The sequence below is a fragment of the Paenibacillus sp. JT22N15 genome (assembly GCF_059383755.1).
Map to the genome: position 1 here is coordinate 153221 of NZ_JBXENV010000012.1, position 20924 is coordinate 174144.

At 48.8% G+C, this 20924-nt stretch carries 14 protein-coding genes; 4 read left to right on the plus strand and 10 right to left on the minus strand.

What is annotated here, in order from left to right; translation table 11 throughout:
- Positions 1–17: 17 nt before the first annotated feature.
- The 3 genes from AC50X8_RS23245 to AC50X8_RS23255 all read right to left on the minus strand — a co-directional run bounded on the left by AC50X8_RS23245 (position 18) and on the right by AC50X8_RS23255 (position 2139).
- Positions 18–695, minus strand: coding sequence for a CpsD/CapB family tyrosine-protein kinase (locus tag AC50X8_RS23245; protein ID WP_056033748.1), 678 nt, complete (start codon positions 693–695; stop codon positions 18–20).
- Positions 676–1443: a YveK family protein gene (locus tag AC50X8_RS23250; protein WP_494881766.1), complete on the minus strand. Its 768-nt coding sequence runs from the start codon at positions 1441–1443 to the stop codon at positions 676–678. The genes AC50X8_RS23245 and AC50X8_RS23250 overlap by 20 nt, the downstream gene beginning before the upstream one ends.
- A 255-nt stretch (positions 1444–1698) precedes the next feature.
- The gene (locus AC50X8_RS23255) at positions 1699–2139 is read right to left on the minus strand and encodes a hypothetical protein (RefSeq protein ID WP_494881771.1); all 441 of its coding nucleotides are present in this window, start codon (positions 2137–2139) and stop codon (positions 1699–1701) included.
- 1054 nt (positions 2140–3193) lie between these two features.
- On the opposite strand from AC50X8_RS23255, the gene AC50X8_RS23260 reads away from it, so the two are divergent.
- The 3 genes from AC50X8_RS23260 (at position 3194) to AC50X8_RS23270 (ending at position 7216) form a co-directional block, all read left to right on the plus strand.
- On the plus strand, positions 3194–5008 hold the full coding sequence (locus tag AC50X8_RS23260; protein ID WP_494862499.1) for an HSP90 family protein: 1815 nt from the start codon (positions 3194–3196) through the stop codon (positions 5006–5008).
- A 27-nt stretch (positions 5009–5035) separates the two neighbouring features.
- Positions 5036–6091 (plus strand): hypothetical protein, encoded by a 1056-nt coding sequence (locus tag AC50X8_RS23265; RefSeq protein ID WP_494881775.1) that lies wholly within the window; start codon positions 5036–5038, stop codon positions 6089–6091.
- A 72-nt stretch (positions 6092–6163) separates the two neighbouring features.
- On the plus strand, positions 6164–7216 hold the full coding sequence (locus tag AC50X8_RS23270; protein WP_494881777.1) for a hypothetical protein: 1053 nt from the start codon (positions 6164–6166) through the stop codon (positions 7214–7216).
- Positions 7217–7348: 132 nt separating this feature from the next.
- On the opposite strand, the gene AC50X8_RS23275 is transcribed toward AC50X8_RS23270, so the two are convergent.
- The gene (locus tag AC50X8_RS23275; protein WP_494881779.1) at positions 7349–7813 is read right to left on the minus strand and encodes a stalk domain-containing protein; all 465 of its coding nucleotides are present in this window, start codon (positions 7811–7813) and stop codon (positions 7349–7351) included.
- A 507-nt stretch (positions 7814–8320) separates the two neighbouring features.
- Here AC50X8_RS23275 and AC50X8_RS23280 point away from each other — a divergent pair.
- The gene (locus AC50X8_RS23280; protein WP_494881781.1) at positions 8321–10051 is read left to right on the plus strand and encodes a methyl-accepting chemotaxis protein; all 1731 of its coding nucleotides are present in this window, start codon (positions 8321–8323) and stop codon (positions 10049–10051) included.
- Between the two features lie 89 nt (positions 10052–10140).
- Here the strand turns inward: AC50X8_RS23280 and AC50X8_RS23285 are convergent, their stop codons facing one another.
- The 6 genes from AC50X8_RS23285 to AC50X8_RS23310 all read right to left on the minus strand — a co-directional run bounded on the left by AC50X8_RS23285 (position 10141) and on the right by AC50X8_RS23310 (position 20912).
- Positions 10141–13887, minus strand: coding sequence for an S-layer homology domain-containing protein (locus AC50X8_RS23285; protein ID WP_494881783.1), 3747 nt, complete (start codon positions 13885–13887; stop codon positions 10141–10143).
- Between the two features lie 266 nt (positions 13888–14153).
- Positions 14154–16130: an AraC family transcriptional regulator gene (locus AC50X8_RS23290; protein ID WP_494881785.1), complete on the minus strand. Its 1977-nt coding sequence runs from the start codon at positions 16128–16130 to the stop codon at positions 14154–14156.
- A gap of 177 nt (positions 16131–16307) precedes the next feature.
- Complete coding sequence (locus AC50X8_RS23295; RefSeq protein WP_494862512.1) at positions 16308–17399, minus strand: Gfo/Idh/MocA family protein; 1092 nt, start codon at positions 17397–17399, stop codon at positions 16308–16310.
- A 113-nt stretch (positions 17400–17512) separates the two neighbouring features.
- Complete coding sequence (locus tag AC50X8_RS23300) at positions 17513–18382, minus strand: sugar phosphate isomerase/epimerase family protein (RefSeq protein WP_494881787.1); 870 nt, start codon at positions 18380–18382, stop codon at positions 17513–17515.
- A 24-nt stretch (positions 18383–18406) separates the two neighbouring features.
- Positions 18407–19942 (minus strand): ABC transporter substrate-binding protein, encoded by a 1536-nt coding sequence (locus AC50X8_RS23305; protein WP_494881789.1) that lies wholly within the window; start codon positions 19940–19942, stop codon positions 18407–18409.
- A gap of 76 nt (positions 19943–20018) precedes the next feature.
- Entirely contained in the window at positions 20019–20912 is an 894-nt protein-coding gene (locus AC50X8_RS23310) for a carbohydrate ABC transporter permease (protein ID WP_056033703.1), read from the minus strand.
- Positions 20913–20924: the final 12 nt, after the last annotated feature.

Here is a 20924-nt window from a genome sequence, read left to right on the forward strand (position 1 = left end):
AAAATGAAACCTCACACTCATTGGTAGTAATATAAATACCCTTCCGAGCTGCTCCGCTTGATTTTATTGAGCACTACCCCTAAAATCCTCGCTTTCACATGCTCCAAGCTCGCCTTCGCTTTGATGGCGACCTCCTTCTTGACTGTGCCGGAATCGATGACGAGGACGACGCCGTCGGACTTGGATGCTACGATTTGCGCATCCGTCACGACCATGATCGGCGGGGTATCGACAATGATAATGTCGTAATGCTCCTTCATTTTTTCCAGCAGCTGGTCCATTCGCTTGGATGCCAGCATCTCTGACGGGTTCGGCGGAACTGGTCCTGCCGGTAAAATGCTGAGCCCGCTCACCGAGGTGGCTTGAATCGCGGTCTCCCATTCCTTCTGATTGCTCAGCACCGAGGTTAGGCCAATTTGATTGGATACCCGGAACAGCTGATGCTGCGTCGGCTTGCGCATATCGGCGTCAATCAACAGCACCCTCTTGTTCGACTGCGCATAAGTGACAGCAATGTTGGCCGAGGTTGTGCTTTTGCCTTCATTCATCTTCGTGGAGGTGACCATCAGAGTACGAATTTCTTCCTCCAAATTGGAGAAATCAATATTCGTTCTAAGGATGCGGTAAGCCTCCGATATCGGCGACTTCGGGTTCGTTTCCGTAATGAGCGGCCAATTAGGTTTCGTACGTGACATTATTTTTCCCCCTCATCGGTCGGTCTATGGAATTGTCCTTGTGCTTGCCTAGATCAACCTCGCGAATTTTCGGAATGAGCGACAGCGTCGGCAAGCCAAGCACCGCCTGAATGTCCTCCTCCGTCTTAATCGTATCGTCGAGATAATCGAGCAGCAGCGCGAATCCAATGCCTACCAGCATAGAGAGTGCAATCGCAATCGCAATATTCATCGTCGGCTTAGGCGACACAGGAGGCGGTGTGAGCGTATGATCGGCTTCGTACAAAATCGACACATTATCAACCTGCATCAAGCTCGGCAGCTCCTGCATGAACACCTCCGATACCGCATTCGCAATGTTCGCGGCCCGGCTGTAAGAGGAATCCTTTGCAGTGACGGACATCACCTGCGTGTCGTTGACTGAGGTTACGCTAATCCGTTCAATCAGCTCGCCTGTCGTAAGGCCAAGCTCAGGATACTTCTGGGCAACCTTGCCCATCACTCTCGGCGTTCTTATAATTTCCTTGTACGTCTTCACCAGTTGAATGTTGGAGTTGATCGTGCTTAGATCCAGCTTGGCGATAATATCGTTTTGACTGCCTGTCTGATTAACGATCAGCTTGGTCGACGCCTCATATTCCGGCTGTTGAAAATAATAAGAATAGATGCCTGTGGCGATCCCTGCCATGCAGACGAGCGCTGTTATCAACCAGATTCTTTTCTTCACAACGTGCCAATATTGTTTTAATTCCAATGCGTATACCTCCATAAAAAATTATTCAAAACGCGACCTATTGGGTAAAAAAAAGAGGTACCTACCATTTTCGCCGCCCAGCTGCCCGGCCCTTTTAAGCAACTTTCAGCATCGGGCAGGCAGCTATTTTACACCTTTCTCTATGATTCGACAGTTTTATCCTTTTGCGAAAATACTCAATATGAGCTTTTTCGACTTGATTATATTCATAAAGAATAACTTTTTCAAGGTGTTTTGAAAATTAGTTTTCTGAATTTTCAAAACATTCATTTACATAGAGGCCCTTTTCGAGAGTCTGTTCTCCGACAAAAACTGTTGGAACGAACCACCCTCAAGGACATGATCCATCATATCTTCAAACGTGCCATTAATTCCTTTTTTACGCAGCAGCAGCGTCAGCAACTCGGCTAAATCAATACGAGGCCTTGCCTCGGAAGGCACATAACGCTGCTCTTCATAATCGAATACCATTTCCTGCTTCATTGGATATTGCGCCATAAGCAGCCATTCCGTCAGGCTTCTTCCTGCGGTTCTCCCTGGTTCGGGCGCAAACATTGGATCGTCAGCAAGCTTTTTGAAAAAGGCCTTCGCTTTCAGAGAGCGCTGCTTCTGCTGCACAAGCTCGTGGAGATCATCAGCGATTTGATCGGGCTGCTCTCCCACAACGCCGTAATCATTCACCCGTCTGAGTGATTGTTGATTCGTTACCATCCTAATCCCTCCACACTTTTTTTTGAAAATATAAGCAGGCAACCTATCCAATGCGCTCTTTTTAGTATGTCGTATATTATGCGTATTGAATAAGTATAAAAGAAGAAAACCGAAAAGAGTGTCAGTTTGTGTCGAATTAAATAAATTGATCATTTAGCCCATTAACTACCCCACGCGTCCTATATCCAAATTCAGTAAATTGTTGAGGTATTGTATAACCGTGCTTTATTGTCTACAAAAGGCCACTTTCAGCATAGGTACAGCGGTTAAGCTGCATCAGGCAAAATGAGAACTTTATTGCGCTTTTTAGACGCAACAAACAGACGTTGATTCGCTAACGGCAGGCGGAGCGGCATGTCAGTTTATTTTATAGGCGCCATGCGGCATGACGGCGTTTTGGCCTTCGCTTTATTTTCAGAAAAATGAACAAAAAAACGCTTGCGCTCTGAACGAATGTTCTAAGCTTTGCAAGCGTTCTAATGTTTCAATACTCTATCCCGAATTGTCTGATTCAATAGCCGCATAAGGCTAGTTAATTAGCTTTAATATTAACCAAATTAAGAGGATCCAGAAGGGCAGCGCGAGAAGAATACCGTTTAATATGCCGACTTTTAGGCTTCCTTTGCGAAAGAACATTGTATGCCGCCTCCTTCTATTATACTGTATAGTTTTATTATACCCCATTCCTTTCCTCCTATACCGATCCAATCAGCATGCGTGACTATTTGGAAACTTTAGGTAGTCATTAAGGGGATAGGCGTATGGGCCTCTTGACTCATTATGCTAAAACGGCGCTTTTTTGTCATCCTATCAGGGAGGAGACGCACCGAAAACTTTGTTCCCTATTTTACAAAAAAATAAAGCTTCCTTCTCGCTTCTTCTATTCTAGTGTCCACCTCTGCGACTATAGCTGTTTGAAAGATAGGAATTTAGGGTATAAGCTTATGGGCCAAACGGCTCATTATGCTATAAATATTGGAATTGCATGTATGGAAAATAGTAGAATAGTTAGGACGATAAAAACTAAAATCCTTCTATAATAAAGGAGAATCCGATGAGCAACGAACAAGAGTATCGCTTTCAAGTTAATTTAAGCGGAATGATTAATATACTTTCCAACCATTTATATAGCAGCCCTAATGTTTATTTGCGCGAGCTTCTGCAAAATGCGACGGATGCTATTACAGCACGAGGACAGCTTGAGCCTGGTTTTACCGGAAATGTGACGGTAGAAATTTCAGGCAGCGGCAGTGGAGCGACGATGACGGTTGAAGACAACGGCGTAGGGCTGACCGAGGAGGATATTCATCAGTTTCTAGCGATGATCGGACATTCCTCCAAGGTTGGTCAAGATTTTATTGCAAAAGAAACCTCGTTTATCGGCCGCTTCGGCATCGGTCTGCTGTCCTGCTTTATGGTCAGCGACGAAATTGTCGTTCTTACCCAATCGGTGAAGGGCGGGCCATCCATGGAATGGCGCGGCAAGCCGGACGGAACGTATACGATCCGCCAGCTGAGCACCCAGCTGGCACCGGGAACGAAAATTTATTTGCGCTGCAAGCCAGATAGCGAGCCTTATTACGAGCCGCAAATGGTTGAGGATTTACTATTCTATTATGGCGCTCTGCTGCCCTATCCGGTTAGGCTGCATGCAAATGGAGACGCGAAGACGATTAACGAGTCGCGGCCTGACTGGATTTTGCAGCCGGAGCTGGCGCGCGGCCGTCGCCGCGAGGTGCTTGCCTTCGGTGAAAAGCTGCTGGGCGAGCCGCTGCAGGATTTCATCCCGCTCCAAACAGCGAATGGCCGTACGGGCGGAATCGCCTTTATTTTGCCGCATAGTGTGAATCTGAATGCCCGCCGTTCCCATAAAGTATATCTGAAGCAAATGCTCGTCTCCGATAAAGCCGAAAATATTTTGCCGGAATGGGCGTTTTTCGTCAAATGCCTCATCTGGACAGATGAGCTTCAGCCGACGGCATCACGCGAGCATTTCTATGAGGATGAACGGCTGGAATCGGTGCGCGAGGAGCTTGGACAATCGATCCGCAATGAGCTTATGCGCATAGGCGAATATGAGCCTGACCGCTTGCAGCGCATCATTCAGCTGCATGCTTTGTCGATGAAGGCACTCGCTGCGCAGGATGAGGATTTCCTGCAAACCATTTACCGCTGGATTACATTTGAAAGCACCTACGGAGAACGAACATTTGGCGAGCTGATGGCCGATAATAAAAAAATATTTTACACGTTATCTGTTGATGAATACCGTCAAATTACCCATGTGGCCGCAGCACAATCGATGCTCGTCCTCAATGGCGGCTATATTTATAACCATGAATTGCTTGAGCGCTTGTCGATCCTTCTTCCTGAGCTGGATATGGAAAGGCTGCTGCCGGAAGATGTATCGCTGTCCTTCGAGGACTTAACGAATGAGGAGCGCAATCAATTTTACGAGCGAATTCGCCTTGCAGATGGGGCATTGCAGCGCTTCCGCTGTCAAATTCAGCTCAAACGTTTTGCTCCAGCAGAGCTTCCTGCCCTTTATACGCTGTCGAAGGAATCATCGTCGCTGCGCTCCTTGGAGAAAGCGAAGGAAAACAGCTCGGACCTGCTCGCTTCCGTACTCGGCAACCTTGGCGCGAGCTTTACGGAATCGGCGTATTCGACGCTTTATTTTAACTTAAACAATCCGCTCGTCCAGAAAATTTTCACCAGTGCCGACAACCAAATGTTCACAACCGCTGCCCAAATGCTGTATACGAATGCTTTGCTGATGGGTCATTATCCGATGACGCGCCAGGAGCTTGGTGTACTGGGCCAAGGCATGGTTAAATTTATCGACTGGGGACTATCGTCGAACGCTTAAATGCTAGATGCAGAAGGAGGAACATGAATGGAACTCGATTTTGAAGATTTAATGGATCAGGCCTACGATCTGCCCCCTGGCGCAGCTAAGCTTGAGGTGCTGGAGGCTGCCGTGAGAATCGCAGATGCAGAGGGCGATATCGATAACGCCTTTGAGGCGAGAGGCGAAATTGTGGAGACGGCTATTTTTCACGGTTACCCGCTCAAAGCGATTATCGCTTTCTCTTGGCAGCTGGGACAATCTGACCATCAACCCGATCATTACGATAGCAGCGATTTAATGTGGTCCTACAAATGGATCGTCGGCAACATTTCGAATTTCCCGGAAATCCCGATGCCGCAAATTCAGGAGCTGCTGGAGGATTTGGGCAAACGCTATAAGGAGCATGGCTACAGCCGCCGCACTTATTTGTATTACCGCTCTCGCCTTGCCTTAAGCCATGGAAAGCTGAATGAAGCCAAGGATTTTCTCGAGCAGATGGTGAAGGTCGATCGGGACTATATGACTGACTGTATCGCCTGCGAGCAAAATCATATCGTGGAGCTTTACGCGCAATTGGGCGAAGATGAACAAGCTTTAAAGGCGGCAGAGCCGATTTTATCCGGCAAAATGAAATGCGCTGAGGTTCCTCATATTACACTGCCGCACCTGCTTTCGCCTTTGCTGCGTCAAGGCTCGCCAGAAGAAGCCCAAAAGCTTCATACGAAAGGCTATCGACTGGTCAAAGGCAAGCGCGATCTGCTCGCTAGCGTCGCACAGCATATTCATTATTTGACGGATGTGAATCCGGCGAAGGCGGTAGAGGCCGTCGAGCTGCATTTGGCATTTATCCTTGACCATGAGAATCCTTATGAGGTCATGCGATTTAATCTATTCACAGCACGGCTGCTGAAGAAGCTAATTAGCGAGGAAGCTGAAGTAAAGCTGCGTCTGCCAGCCTCCTTCCTCGCTGTGAATGAAGATACAAGTCTGCCCGCGCTTGCTGCGCACTTTGAAGCACTCGCGCTATCGGCAGCAAAACGTTTTGATGCTCGCAATGGCAATGATTATTATAGTAATAATGCCGCGAGCTTGCTCGTTTAACTCGCCTGATGAGGCCTCTTGGCGCTTCTATTGCCATGTATTTAACAAATAAACAGAGGAGCATCTATGGAAATGGATTTTGAGGATTTAATGAACCAGGCGTATGACCTCCCTCCCGGCGCTGCCCAGCTCGAGGTGCTGGAGGCTGCCGTTCGGCTCGCAGATGCCGAGGGTGATATCGAAAATGGTTTTTATGCGCGCCACCAAATCGTGAAAACTGCTGGATTTCATGGCTTCCCGCTGAAGGCGATTATCGCCTTCTCCTGGCAGCTAGGCCAATATGATCAAAACCCTGAGGAATATGATGGCAGAAGCTTGTTATGGCGATATAAATGGATCATCGGCACCATTTCGAATTTCCCAGAAATTCCAATGTCGCAAATTCAGGAGCTGCTGGAGGATTTGGGCAAGCGTTATAAGGAGCATGGCTACAGCAATCGCACTTATTTATATTTCCGTTCCCGGCTCGCCCTTGACCATGGCAAGCTTGATGAAGCCAAAGATTATCTCCAGCAATTTATGAAAGCATTTCGGGACCATATGAGCGATTGCATCGCCTGTGAGCAGCATTATATTGTCATGCTATATTCAAGACTGGGCGAGGATGAGCAAGCATTAAAGGCAGCGGAGCCGATTTTATCAGGGAACATGAAATGTGCTGAGGTACCTCATATTACGCTGCCGGAGCTGCTCCTGCCTATGCAGCGCCTAAACCTCCATGAGGAAGCGAAAAAAGCGCATACGAAAGGCTATCGCCTCGTCAAAGGCAAACGTGATCTGCTGGAAAGCGTCGCCCAGCATATTGAATATTTGACGGTAACCAAGCCAGCTAAAGCGATTGAGGCTGTAGAGCTGCATTTGGCTTTCGCACTTGATCATGAGAACCCTTATGAAGTGATGCTGTTTAATCTATGTACGGCACGCCTGCTGAAGAAGCTTGTTCAAGAAGGATCGAATGTGATGCTTCGGCTTCCCTCCTCCTTTCTTGCGGCGCATGAAGATACCAGCCTTCCGGCGCTCGCCGCTCATTTTGAAAACCTCGCCACTGCGGCGGCACAACGTTATGATGCTCGCAATGGCAATGATTTTTATAGTAAAAAGGTAGCCGATAAGCTGCTCTTATAAGGTGTCTGGCGAAGCTGCCTAGTGCACAATAAGTGTGAAACTTATAATGCTTATATTTCAAAAAAATCCCCGCAAGCGGACACTTTTTCAAGTGATCGGCTTGCGGGGATTTGTATTTGTGGACGGTTTGTCTTACATTGCTTTGGTCAACGTAATGGAATGATCGGCTTTGCCCCAATGTACGTTCCAGCCAAGCAGTTCCGTAATGAAGCGAAGCGGCACGACCGTCCTGTTGTCGGAGTTGACAAAAACTTTAGCGCCTACGGATTTTTTCATGCCGTTTACTTCCATGAAGTCTTTGTTCATCCAAAATTTCAGTGTGTCGCTGCCTGCTTTGATCGTAACCAGCTGCGCTTTTTTATCCCATTTCACGTCAGCCCCAATGCCTTCGCTCAGGTAGCGAAGCGGAATATAAGTCATGCCGCTCCAGATGAATGGCTCTGTATACACCGGCTGAGTATTCGTCCAAGACGATCCATTCGTTGTGAAGTAAGCCTTCCCTTCTTCATTTGCTGATTTAATAATGGCGCCATAATCTCCTACGGCTATATAAACATTGTTTCCGTAAGCAGCGTCTTTGATTGCGCCTGCGGGCAAATCCTCCCAGCTCTTCGTTGTAAATGTATCCGGCGCAGGAGCTGCATAAATGGAGGGGGACTAACTTGAAGCATGATGAGTAAAGCGAGCATAAAAATTCCTATTCGTTGCCATATCTATGCAGGCCATGCATCCCGCCGGATTCACACTCCTCTATGCTTCATTTATACTCTCTCTGATGACGCCACCCAGCAGCTTCTAAGCTATAAAGGAGTCAGGAAATTTCTAGCTGCAATTAAATTCGACAAATTACAACATATTACTCCAATAAATAGACGGATTACGACCTAAATTTTTATCGAAATGTGTCGAATCTTCAATCGGCCGTAAACCGCGTCCAGCAAGGCTTCATTCAAGAAAACAGCCTATCATTTTCCCCACCTCTTTTTCCCTAAGGCTTCGATACAATTATTTTTAAAACGCTCTATAAAATCGTTATGGAAAACGTGATTTTCACCGATATATAAAACATATTAGGTTAACTTTTAGAAAAGAGGGCGGGATTCTATGTTAAAACTATCTTTACGCTGGCGGCTTGCTCTGCTTGCTGCAATTCCGCTTATTGCGTATGTGCTGTCGAGCTTGTATTACCTGAACGGGCAGCAGCAAATTGTGCGTACGATGACAGAGGAGATTTATGACACATCCAATCAGGTCAATTCACTGATTTTGAACGCAGACCGTGACATGTATCAAGCTTTTCAAGCGTATTTAAAAGTGGAGTCTGGTACGTTGAACGCGGCTGAAACGGAGGAAGCCCGCAAAGAGTTGTCCGAGAATATCGCGCAGGTATCCGAACGTGTTGGAAAAGCAAACGTTATTATTGAAGCGCAATCTTTGCAAAAATTGGCATATGGTGAGTCTGGCCGCACGATTGAGGATATTTTGGGCCAGTTTCAGCCGAAATTTGAATTATGGTCCTCTGCTGCCGTACAGGCTGCTGCCGGGGACCAGCACCAGTTCCGCAATGCCGAAATTGACGACGCTTTTAAATCCAGCCGCTCCGGTATTGACGAGATTGGAGAAAGCTTAGACAAGCATTCGGAGCTGACAATAGCGGCCATCAGCAAGCAAGTAGAGCAAAATCAGCTTGTAGCTTTCATAGCAACTACTTTAGTTACGCTTCTTTTAGTCATCGTTGTTATCATCACCGTCCGTCAAATTATGCGGACAGTCCGCATCATCGTCGCAAAATCTAATCAAGTGGCAGCGGGAGATTTGACCGTGCAGCGGGATAAAAATCCTGGAACCGATGAGCTTGGCCGCATATCAGCCGCCGTCGATCATATGATTGACACGATGCGCAAGCTCATTAGCGGCATTTCGGAGTCCGCGATCGAGGTAAGCGCTGCCTCCTCCCAGCTGACAGCCGCATCCCAGGAATCGACTGAGGCGGCAGAGCATACCGCGATTCGGATTCAGGAGGTTGCTCAAAGCTCGATGGTTCAAGCAAGAACGGCGCAGGAGACGTCCCGTGCGATTGAAGAGATGGCGGTGGGCATTCAGCGGATTGCCGAAAATACAACTTCCATTGCGATGCATTCCTCTGGAACGTCGGAACAAACCGAGCAAAGCCAGCAGGCATTGAATATGCTCGTTAACCAGATGGAGGACATTCGCGCCGTCATAACAAAGCTGTCCGAAAGCATTCATTCCCTTGAGCATCGCTCGCAGCAAATCGGCAAAATCGCTCAAAATATTACCGCATTCGCCGGTCAAACGAATATTTTATCACTGAACGCCTCCATTGAGGCTGCACGTGCAGGCGATCAAGGCAAAGGGTTTGCCGTTGTGGCAGAGGAAATCCGCAAGCTGGCAGCGGCCTCGCTGGAATCAGCGGAAGGCATCAATACGCTCGTAGCTGGCACGCGCAGTGAAATTGCCAGTGCATCGAGCTATATGGCGACAACCGTTCAAGAGGTCGAAAATGGCGGCGGACAGCTGAACGTTGTGCGGGAGCGGCTTGATGCCATCTCGATCGCGATTGAGCAAATTGCGAATCAGCTCCATGATAATTCGGCTATTGCTGAGCAATTATCTGCAGGCTCCCAGCAAATTAGCGCTTCGACAGAATCAGCTGCGGCAGGCGCTGCCTCCAATTTGGAGAAAACCGATGACGTGGCGGCCGCAACAGAGGAGCAGCTTGCACAGATGGAGCATATCGCATCATCGGCCCAAGCGCTGAATCGCATTGTCGGCGATCTAGAGGCGGCAATTTCCAGCTTTAAAGTGAACTAACGAAGGCTGCGTTTAACAGAATCGTTGAAAAATAAAGCAAAAAGAGCAAGGCTCCCCAACAATCACGGGAACCTTGCTCTTTTCTTTTTCTATTGCTCTTGCAAAAGCTTGGCAATAATTGTAGCTATTTCAGCCCGATTGATCGATTGCTCCGGTTTGATGGAACCATCTTTATAACCGCTGATCAGCCCATGCTCTGAAAGCGCTTGAACCGCTTCCGCTGCCCAAGCTGAAACGCTGTCGCTATCCTTGAAGCTGCCCTCGCCGCTAGCCGTGCCAGCAGCAAGCTGCCCCTTAATCGCACGATACAAAATGACAAAAGCTTCCTCGCGGGTAATTTCCTGATTTGGCTTAAAGCTGCCATCAGCAAATCCGCTCACAATTCCTTCATTGACCAAAGCATTTACCGAACCTGCATACCAAGCTCCTTCTGACACATCGTTAAACTTCGATGAGCCCGCAGCCGCATCCAGCTTCAATAAGCGGAAAATAATCGTCATAAACTCTGCACGATTCATCTTTCTATCCGGCTGGAATGTACCATCTGGATAACCTTTCATAAGGCCTTGGGCCGTCAGCTTGCCAATTGCCGCTCCTGCCCAGTGATTGCTGACATCCGGGAATGACGGCGGATTCGTACCTGTTCCTGGATTTGTTCCCGGATCCGTTCCTGTGCCCGGCGTAGTGCCTGGATTCGTCCCATTGCCTGAGCCGCTTCCTGAGCCTGAGCCTGGATTACTGCCAGACCCCGAGCCTGGATTCGTTCCCGGATTCGTACCCGGATCCGTCCCAGGGTTCGTTCCCGGATCCGTTCCGCCGCCGCTGCTTGCTTTGGCAGGCACGATAACGGAACGTACGATGACAGCGCTCGTCTGATCCGACAGCCGCGTCACTTCCAGCTCCAATTGAACCGTTGTCGCTTGCTCTGGCGGCGTAATCGTACCATCGGTACCAATTACCGCACTGTCGGAGGATTTGATTGCCACTGTGAAGCCTTCTGGGGCTTCCGGCAGCGTCAACTGTACCGCTCCTTGCGCTGGTGCCGCTATTTCGCCCAGACGGTTTGCCGCCTGCACTGCTGTCTGCTCCTTAGCAACAATCATAATCCAGCTAATTTGCGGATCAGGAGCGCCGCTGACCGCCCGACGAATCGTCAGCGCCAGCTTGCCGTCAGACACATTCACATCTTCGTAGCCAAGTACATCTCGCGAAGCGCTGAATGTATAGCTGTTCGTTTTAATTTCATCATTAATAATGATTTGAGCTTTGCGAGTGCCAGGATTATATTGCGACCATGGATCATACAAACCGACATAAACATCGTATTCGCCATTCGCAATATCAAAACGGTACGGCAAATCATCGCCTGTTCCAGACTTTAAATAACGCAGCGAAGCGAACAAATCGCCACTAGCCGTACCAGAGGTTAATGTATTGTTACCAACATAACCCCAATTCCGGCCATTATCCGGGTCATATTGCTGATCGATCGCTTCTTTATTAATAAGCGTATCTTCCATGTAGGAAATCATGTCGTTATAATCGGCTGTCGCCGCGCCTCCGGCATGAACGAAATAAGCGCTGCGATCTGGCACCACATAAATTTGCTGTTCAATCGTTTTGGTGCTCGCCCCGCTAAGCGTACCCTTCAGCGTCACGATGCCCGGCTTGGCGAATAGCTCCGGCGTTGCATTCCAAGCAATTGCAGCCGTCGTTTGCGAACCGCCAGACACTGTAATTTGCACCGTATCGGGCAGTACAGGCACTTTGCCAATCGAGGTTTGTGTAGGCAATGGCGTATCAATCGTAATACGTCCCATTGCACTCAGCTCATCCAGCGTCCATTCATCGCGCCAGCGCAGCGCGATTTCGTCATTTTGGCCAAATTCGATCGGCAGCCAAATGTAACGCGAATTTTTCAGGTCATTTTTGTCCCAGCGATCACCCATATAGAGGAACTTGCCCGCTGCTGGATCAATCGGAAGGACATGCGTGCTTTGCGAGCCAAACGTTGTAGAGCTGCCCGGCGCTACATCGCGCATAGGCTTCCATTCGCCGAAAATATCATCGGCAACGGTGTATTTGCCAAGGTTTGGATCCCAACCGGTTGCGCCGGACGTAATCATATAATATTTGCCTTGATATTTGAACAAGGCAGGCGCCTCGCGCTGTCCTCCCGGAAATACCCGGACGTAATCGACACCATATTCGGCTTTGTATACGGTATCGCGCTCGACATTGCCGTCTTTATGCCAACCGACAATATCGGTGTACTCTTCATTGAGCTTGGAGATGTACATCGTCATATTTTCCTCGCTGGAATACACGAGGTAAGCTGTGCCATCATCATCTTTGAACAGCGTCATGTCCCGCGCCATTCCCGGCTGATTAGGCTGCCCATTGTAGGTGGCATCCGCAGGAGCACGGTCCATCCGGTGGCTTTCGCCATAGACGAATGGTCCTGTTGGCGAATCGCTCAAAGCATACCCTGCTTCCGCCTTCGCATAGTTGGCTGTCGACGTTTCAGACGGGCCATCCGTATGCATCCACATCACGTATTTCCCGGTTGCATCATTGTAAATGACCTTTGGACGCTCGATAATGCGATTCGTCCCAATATCATTGAAAATGCTGGCTTGATCGGTTCTCCCTGCATAAAGCTGGGAAATAAGCGGATCATTCGTAAAATCATCCATCGACTCAATCGCAGTCAACGCCAGACCATGATCCTCCCAATTGTATAAATCGGTTGAGGAGTATACCCGAACGCCGCGTGCCGGCAAATAGCCATTGGTTTTATCCTCGCCATACCAATAATATTTTTGCGTATGCTCATCATAGATGATGCCGCCGCCATGCGCTTGAATAAGCGCACCGCTCGTATCATTCCATACCGCGCCCGGCTTAAACGATGTATTCGGCACATCCAGCGATATCTGGGCAAGCGCCGCATTCAATGAAGCGATAGCCGAGCGAATCTGCTCCTGCACCGCCGGGTCCTGCATGTCTGTCCCATTCGCAGATAGTGCATCAAACACATCCGAAGCAGCAGCGATTGCATCATTCAGCACCTGTACGCTATAGCGTGTGTATTTCACATCCACCGCCTCGCTTTTTGCCTCATCCAGCTTATCTCCCAGATCGGACAATGGGATCGTGACATTCAGACGGACAATAATATAGCTAAGCATTGGATCATTATAATTGCTTAATGCTGCAGTAGCCGGACCTTGAACGCGAACCTGCATTTCATTGCCCGTTAGGCTTACATTTCGATAAGTAACCTCCTTCACTGCGTCATACTCGCCAATGCTGTATTCACCAGAGAGATTTGTTCCGTTCACAACCATATTGACGCTGCGGCCGCTCCACGGATTTTTGTATCCAAACGTAATATCATAGCGGTCTTCCGGCAGCTCGAATTTGTATTCGATCGCCTTATCCCTTACTTGCGTGCCATTATAATAACGCAGCGTCCCCAGTTTCGTAGAAGCATCGCCTGTTCTTGCAGCTGTTGTAGTCGTCACTAACCCCCATTTTTTACCAGTTACAGCATCCACTCCATATACCTGCTCGGTTACGGAGGAATACAGCCCAAACTTATCGGTGCCTTCTACTGTAGATGGCGTTGTGTCCCCTGCATTCACAAAATAAAGAATATAGTCGTTATCCTTCAATTGCTGCTCAGTAAAATCATCACGTACCGCTGCGCTCACACTAGCCGAATTGTCCCCATTTTGCAGCTCATCTGCCGCATAGGCAGGAACAGCAGACATGAGCATGGACAGCACCAATAAACAGGAGCATGCGGCCGAAAGCCATTTTCGCTTGTTCAATACGATGAATCCCCTCTCTGTATATAGATCACCCCAAGCATGTATGCGTTTACACAAAAAGTGCTGGAGCGTCACAATGGATTGTAACCAACCATTCGCAATCCTTCAATTGAACAATTCGGAGCAAGCTGAACCACTGCTGTTCCCGCAATTTGTTCACCCAAGTTTCATTTGTTCACACTGCGCTATTCGCGCATGTGAACGGGCATTCACTCATCAAAAAGCCAGCTGTTGTAGAACAGCTGGCTAGCTTTAATATAAAGTTGCTATGCCTTCGGCGCACCCTCGAGCAGCTTCTCCACGATAAAATCAAGCTGCTTGTCCAGCGAATAAATATCGCTGTAATACGCAAGCCCAAATTCTATTTCAACCAAACGGCCTTCTTTTACTGCCGGGATGCTGTTCCAGATCGAGTTGTCGGATAAATCATCCATACCCATCCAAGAGGAGCGGAAAATATAATCGCCCATATATTCCGGCAGCACCTCCAGCGATACATTTTCGCCATCGCCAACTGTTGCGACATCGATTTTATCCTGAATAACTTTCGGAGCTTTCATTCCCAGGTACTCATAAATAATTTGCGAGCCGCGGCCGTACTGCTTGCTGGCGATAACCGACATTTCCTTCTTGCCGCCTTCAATAATGGAAACCGTTTTGTCATAAACGCCTGCTGCTTTCAGCTTCTCCTTGCTCTCTTCTACTTTCTTATTGAAGTTTTCCATCAGCGTATTTACTTCCTGCTCCTTGCCGAACACCTTGCCCAGCATTTTCATTCGCTCATCCGTAGTCATTTTGTCAAACGGAATGTACACCGTCGGAGCAATATCATGCAGCTTGTTATACGTATCCTCAGAAGGAGCAATAATCAAGTCTGGATCAAGCGCCAGCACTGCCTCCTGATTCGGCTCAAACCATTGGCCAAGCGTTTCAATACCCGCAAGCTCCTGCTCGAATGCCGCTCCCTCGTACACATCGGAAATACCGACCGGCTTTACACCCATTGCCACCACATCGCCCAGCATATAAAGCGCGACGACGCGCTTCGGCTCGGCAGGTACTTCCACATCGCCTTTCTCCGTGCTGACGATGCGTGTTGCTGCTTCCGCAGGCGACGCTTGGCCGCCGTCATTTTGCGCGAGTGGCGCTGATTCCGTCGCATTGCTTGGCGAAGCAGAAGCTGCGCTGTTCGCGCTCGTATTCGCAGTGCCTGATGAGCAGGCACCTAGCAATAGCGTTAACGTAAGCAACAAGCTAATAGCAAGACCCGATGTTGTATTTCTTTTCATTCGTACAGACCCTCCACGTTTATATTGATAATGATTATCATAATTACCAATATAACGCCGCACCTTGCCCATTCCAATGGATTTTTCAGATATGATGAATGGACGATCTTCTGAAAGCCGCTTGTTGCGTTCCCGCTCCTGAAAACGAACGGGCGATAAGCCGGTATGTTTTTTGAAAATTCGGCTGAAATAATACACATCCGCGTAACCAACCTCAAGCGCAATTTCATTCAGTGCCGCATCCGTTCCAATGAGCAGCTCTGCCGCACGCTTCACCCGGATTTGAATCAAATAATGGATCGGGCTTGCTCCCGTATGCTCTTTAAAGCGCATCGATAGATGCCGGGAGCTGTAATTCAGCTTTTCACCCAGCGACTCCAGCGTAATGGCCTCCTGAAAATGATCCTCTATATAGCGTATGGCCTGCGTAACGAGGTCCGGCTTGCTTACTTTAATGCCCTGCGTCTTCATTTGCCGGAGCAGCTCATGGATAAATTGATAAAATAGCCCCTTGATCTGGATGCGATCCAGATCATCCGCTTGCTGCCACGCTTTCCGAATCAAATCCAGCGGGCGAAGCAAGGGCAGCGGCTCCTGCGGCTGAAAACCATATTGCAGCGCAAATGGCTGATGCCGTTCCATTAGCCGCGCCAGCTCTTTATTGCCCGGCAATGCATACACCGCACGGTATAAAAGCAAATAATATTCAAACTCTTCCTCCGCCCACACATCCAGCCGCATGCCCTTGCCGCCATGCAGAATATGAAACCGCTGAGCCTCATGCTCGTCGCCGTCCAGCTTCAAATGCCCAGCACCGCGCACACTGTAAATGAAGCCGCTTGACGGCAGCAAATAATCCTCCAACAGCTCCCCTGGCTGCATGACGACATGGCGAATATCCCATATTTTTATAGCCGTCTGGTTCCATAATTTTATATGTTCGTCCAGCTTCAATTCCCCAACCTCCCCACTTCCTGCCTTAAAAGAACCGCTCGATCAATCCCTTAGTCCCTTTATTATAATTGATAAACCTTCTCATTTACAATGAAAATAACTATAAGCTTCATTAATATGCAAAAAAGCCCGCAGCTTCGGCTAGGCCGATATCGCTGCGGGCTTCTTTGCATGCTTTTACAAATAAATCTCTTTGCCTGTCGCTGCCGATTCGTAGATCGCTTCCAAAATTTGCGTCACCACGAAAGCCTGCTCCGGCTTCACAAGCGGCTCCCTATCATGGATAACCGCCTCCAGCCACTGCCGAGCTTCCTTCGTTCCCGGATCATTCGAGCCGGGGCCGAAATACGCAATGCCGGGACCTGCAGCCGCCTTCGTTTCCATCAGCTTGCCGAACTGGACGTTGTTGAAGATCAGCTCTCCAGCGTAATCCGCGCCTTGCTTCATCTCTGCACCGCCGTTCGTGCCGTAGAGCGATGCCTTCGCTTCCTTCACATCCGTCGTATTCAAAGCCCAGGAGCTTTCAAGGAAAATCGTTGCGCCATTTTCCATCTTAATGAGGCCAAAGGCGGAATCTTCTACCTCCAGTTCCTCTGGCTTCCACGGACCGAACATATTGCCCTCCGGCTTATCCCGCAGCTTGTAGAACACCGAGCCGCTGACGGATTTCGGCTTGTAATTGTCCATAAACCATAACGCCAAATCAAGCGCATGCGTCCCAATATCGATCAGGCAGCCGCCACCTTGCTGCTCCTTGTCGGCAAATACGCCCCATGTCGGGAGCGCCCGCCTGCGGATCGCATGGGCTTTCGCCATATACACTTCACCGAGCGCGCCTTCCCGGCAAGCTTGATGCAGCGTCTGGGAATCGTCATTCCAACGGTTTTGATAGCCAATCGTCAGCTTTTTGCCTGTCCGCTCTGCCGCATCCAGCATTTTACGCGCTTCTGCCGAGTTAATCGCCATCGGCTTCTCGCACATCACATGCTTGCCCGCCTCCAGCGCATCTACTGTAATAAATGAATGCTGCAAATTTGGCGTCAGCACATGGATGATATCAATAGAGCTATCTTCGAGCATCTGTTTATAGTCGGTATACGTTTTGGCATCCTCTGTGCCGAACTGCTGTGCCGCTTTCTCTGCCTGCTCCGGGATAATATCACAGAATGCAACCATATCAACCAAATCGCTATTGTTTTTCAGTGACGGCATATGCTTCTGAAAGGCGATGCCTCCACAGCCTATAATACCTGCTTTCAATTTCCCCATCGTTTGCAGCCTCCTAAGGTGAAACGGCTGTCGCCGTCCTTTGGCGGCAAAGCAACCGTTTCGCGATGAAATATAAGCATAGTTATAAAAGTGAGCATATAAATTCTTATATTTTAAATGAATGTGCGCAAATACTCCAGATCGTTGCGGACGCTGGCAAGCTTATCCGCTGATTTACCTTCATTTTCAACCAATGCGTATTTCACATGGCCAAGCTCCTTGATCCTCCCATACACATGGGCAAAATCGAAAGCACCTGTACCGAGATCGACAAAGTCCGAAGGCACGATATATTTGCGGTAAACATCCATAAGCCCAAGCCCTTCGTCGCCGTTCGCTTGAATCGATTCGAATAAATTAAGCGGGCCGGACAGCTGCTTGCTGAAATCCTTCTGATGAATCATATCGCAGCGGTCGCCGACTCGCTCCATTACTGCAATGGGGTCAACCCCGGCCCGCATCACCCACACGAGATCAAGCTCGAATTTTAAATGCAACGGATCGGTATGTGCGGTGAGGATATCAAACAGCGTCGTATCGCCATCCGCCTTAAATTCATGGGCGTGATTATGGAGGTAAAGCTGGAAGCCGCGCTGTGCAAGCTTGCCGCCAAGCTGCTCCAGCTGCTCGGCGAGACGCAGCGTGCTGTCACGGTCGTCCATCCATACGGATGGCAGCACCAGCGACGTACAGCCAAGCTGTTCGTAATAATCCATCAGCTCATCCCAACGATGGGCGAGCAGCTCCTCGCCAGGCATCGGCCCCTCATGGGCTGCGATGGCCTTTAGGCCGGAGGCCGCCAGCTCGGCGGCAACCTCCTTGGCCGGGAATTCATCGCTGAACCGCGACATTTTCACCATATTGAAGCCTAGCATTTCCAGATGGGTATAGCCTGCTTCCGCAAGCTTGCGCAAAGTGCCGTAATAATCTTGAGCAAGCTGCTCATGGACGGAATAAATGTTAATGCCTGCTTGAATGCTCATGCCAGACCTTCACTCCTTCGAATATTATTTATTGGCTGCCGCCCACTCATCCAGCTGCTTTTGTTTTTCGGCAACGATTTTATCCATGCCTGCAGATTTCAGCTTCGCAATGTACTCCGGCAAATATTTGTCCGGGTCAAGCGTACCATTTTCCAAACCAATCTTGAATTGCTCCTTCACGTTCTGAACAGCCGCCACTTCTGTTTTGACAGGGTCTGCTGTAAAGCTGAAGCCAAGCGCTTTCGATTTAACCGCCGATTTATTGAACTCATCAAGCTTCGTCCACAGATCTGCGCTGTCCCCTTCCCAAATATGGGAAAGCAGCTGATTGCCCCACATCCAGCCATGCGTCGGGTTGTAAGTCGAGCTGGAGGAATCTACGCCTGCCGGGAAGCCGATAATATTGCCATCTTTCACTTCATAATGCTTGCCTTTAATGCCGTAATCGATCAGGTTCACGAGGTCAGCGTCCGAGTAAAGCAGGTTCAGGAACATCATCGCGCGCTCAGGGTCCTCGGAGTTTCTTGCAATGCCGAACATAATGTTAGCGATCGAGGAAGTCGTCGAAATCGCTGGAGAAATGCGTGCTGCAACGAGCGGTGTACCTGTAAGCAGCGACTCCTTGCTCTCATAGCCAGGCTTCATATGCGCCATGAAAGCAAACGCCTTGTTAGCCTTGATCAACTGCTCGGAAGTCGTTTGATTCGTCGAAATATCTTTAGGAATAAAGCCCGCGTTGTACCAATCTCTTGCTTTTTTCACCAAGCTCGCATATTCAGGCGTTTCATACCAGTTTACGACTTTCAGCTCGCCATCAAAGCCGACCAGTACACCATTCTCGTCGCCAAGCGGGTCGATGACGCTGCCCACCATGGATTGGATAACCGAGAAGCTTGGGCCTTCTGGCAATACAGCTGCCATGCCCGGCTCATTGTCTTTAATCGTTTGGTAAACAGCCGTCAAATCATCCATCGTCTTAATCGCATTAACATCGATTTTGTATTTGTCTACGATGTCTTGGCGCATAACGAGGCCATAATCTGCTGCCCAGTCGCGCACACTTGGAATAGCGTAAATTTTTCCATTCGAGGAGCCGGCTTTAATGACATCTCCGCCAACAACCTTTTGAATATCTTGTCCGTATTTTGCCAGGAGGTCATCCATCTCTACGAGCTGGCCTTTAGCAGCCTGTGTGCCAAAGTTAAGTCCTGTGCCCGTTACGAGAATATCCAGCGGCTCATTGCCCGCAAGCATCAGGTTCATCTGCTGCTGCCATGCCCCGATATCAATAGGAAGGAATTTAACGGTTGCATTGATTTTGGCTTGGGTAATTTTATTGACCTCGGCTTGAACCTCAGCCAAATCCTTCGTATTGCCGATGCTTAAGAAAGCCACCGTCATTTCATAAGGCTTGAGTTCAGACGCTCCGCCTGTTTCTCCACCTGCAGCATTCGTTGCTCCGGCATTCGATGTTGAACTGCCGCTGTTGCCGCCACATGCTGCAAGCACCAGCATAACCGTCAGCAGCATCGCCACTATTCCATTTGTCCGTTTTCTCATCTCTGCAACCTCCCTGTTTGTTCAAGCTTGTATGCTAACCGGCTGAAAGCCGTGAGTAGCCAGACGTTTAACATCATCAACCTTTAACGGCACCAATAACAAGCCCTTTGACGAAATATTTTTGGAAAAAAGGGTATGCGCACAGCAGCGGCACTACGCCGATAACCGCCATGGCCATCCTTACCGTTTCCAGCGGAATTTGCGCACTCGCTACTTCCCCCGCATTCAACGTTGAGGCATTGTTCTGAATAAACTGGGCGTTGAGCAAAATCCGGTTCAGCAGGTTTTGCAAACTGAACAGCTTGCTGTCGGTAATATAAATGAGCCCGTTAAACCAGTCATTCCAATAGCCAATCGTCTGCATAAGGCCAATCGTTGCGAGGATCGGCAGCGACAGCGGCAAAATCATCTTGAAGAAAATTTTGAATTCTCCAGCGCCGTCAATAGAAGCGGATTCAATAATCGCATGCGGGATCGAATTTTGGAAAAACGTCCGCATAATGAGGACGAAGAAACCATTCGTCAGCAAGCCTGGAATAATTAGCGCCAGCAGAGAGTTTTTCATATCGAATACTTGCGTGTAAATCAGATAAGTCGGTACGAGTCCGCCATTGAACAGCATCGTGAAAAAGACGTAAAAGGCGAGCTGCTTTTTCATTGGCATATCGCTGCGCGACATCGGGTAGGACAACAGCGCGGATATCGACAGCCCGATGAACGTTCCAATTAACGTGACGAAGATCGTAATGCCGTATGAACGCGTAATATTTTCAGCATCATTCCATAAAAACTTGTAAGCATCCAGACTCCACTCGCTAGGGAATAAGGAATAACCATCTTTGACAATGGAAGCTTCGCTCGTAAAGGAAGTTGTCAGCAGCAGCACGAATGGCATAAGACACATGAGCACTACAGCGATAAAGAAAATATGAATCGCGACTTGAAATATTTTTTCCTTCGTATTTACCATGGCCCTAACCTC